Annotated in this window: 1 protein-coding gene; it reads right to left on the bottom strand. The window is 68.0% G+C overall.

The genetic code is table 11. The features are described from left to right. Nucleotides 1–275, bottom strand: a 275-nt coding sequence (locus tag SB765_RS29495; protein WP_410932470.1) for a ComEC/Rec2 family competence protein, incomplete at both ends; no start/stop codon positions are given.

Raw genomic sequence — 275 nt, 5'->3', positions numbered from 1 at the left:
CGTGCACCGAAGGCCAGCACCAGCACCGCGACCGCGGCAAACGACAACCAGAACCCCGGCTGCAGACTGGCCAAGGGTTCAAACACCAGCACCGCATTGAATGCCAGCAGCAACGGCCACCAGCCGCCCAAATGCCGGAACCGCAGGCGCCACAGCAGCACCAGGGCGACCATCATGCAGGCCCGCTGCACCGGCACACCCAACCCGGCGAGCAGGCCATAACCCAGCGCGGCGGCAAACGCCAAACCGCATGCCCATGGCAGCCACGGCAGCGC

Source organism: Pseudomonas sp. SIMBA_067, assembly GCF_046534675.1.
In the GTDB taxonomy this organism is placed as follows: Bacteria; Pseudomonadota; Gammaproteobacteria; order Pseudomonadales; family Pseudomonadaceae; genus Aquipseudomonas; species Aquipseudomonas putida.
Note: the sequence above shows the minus strand (reverse complement) of the source record. Positions and strands in the feature narration are given on the sequence as shown.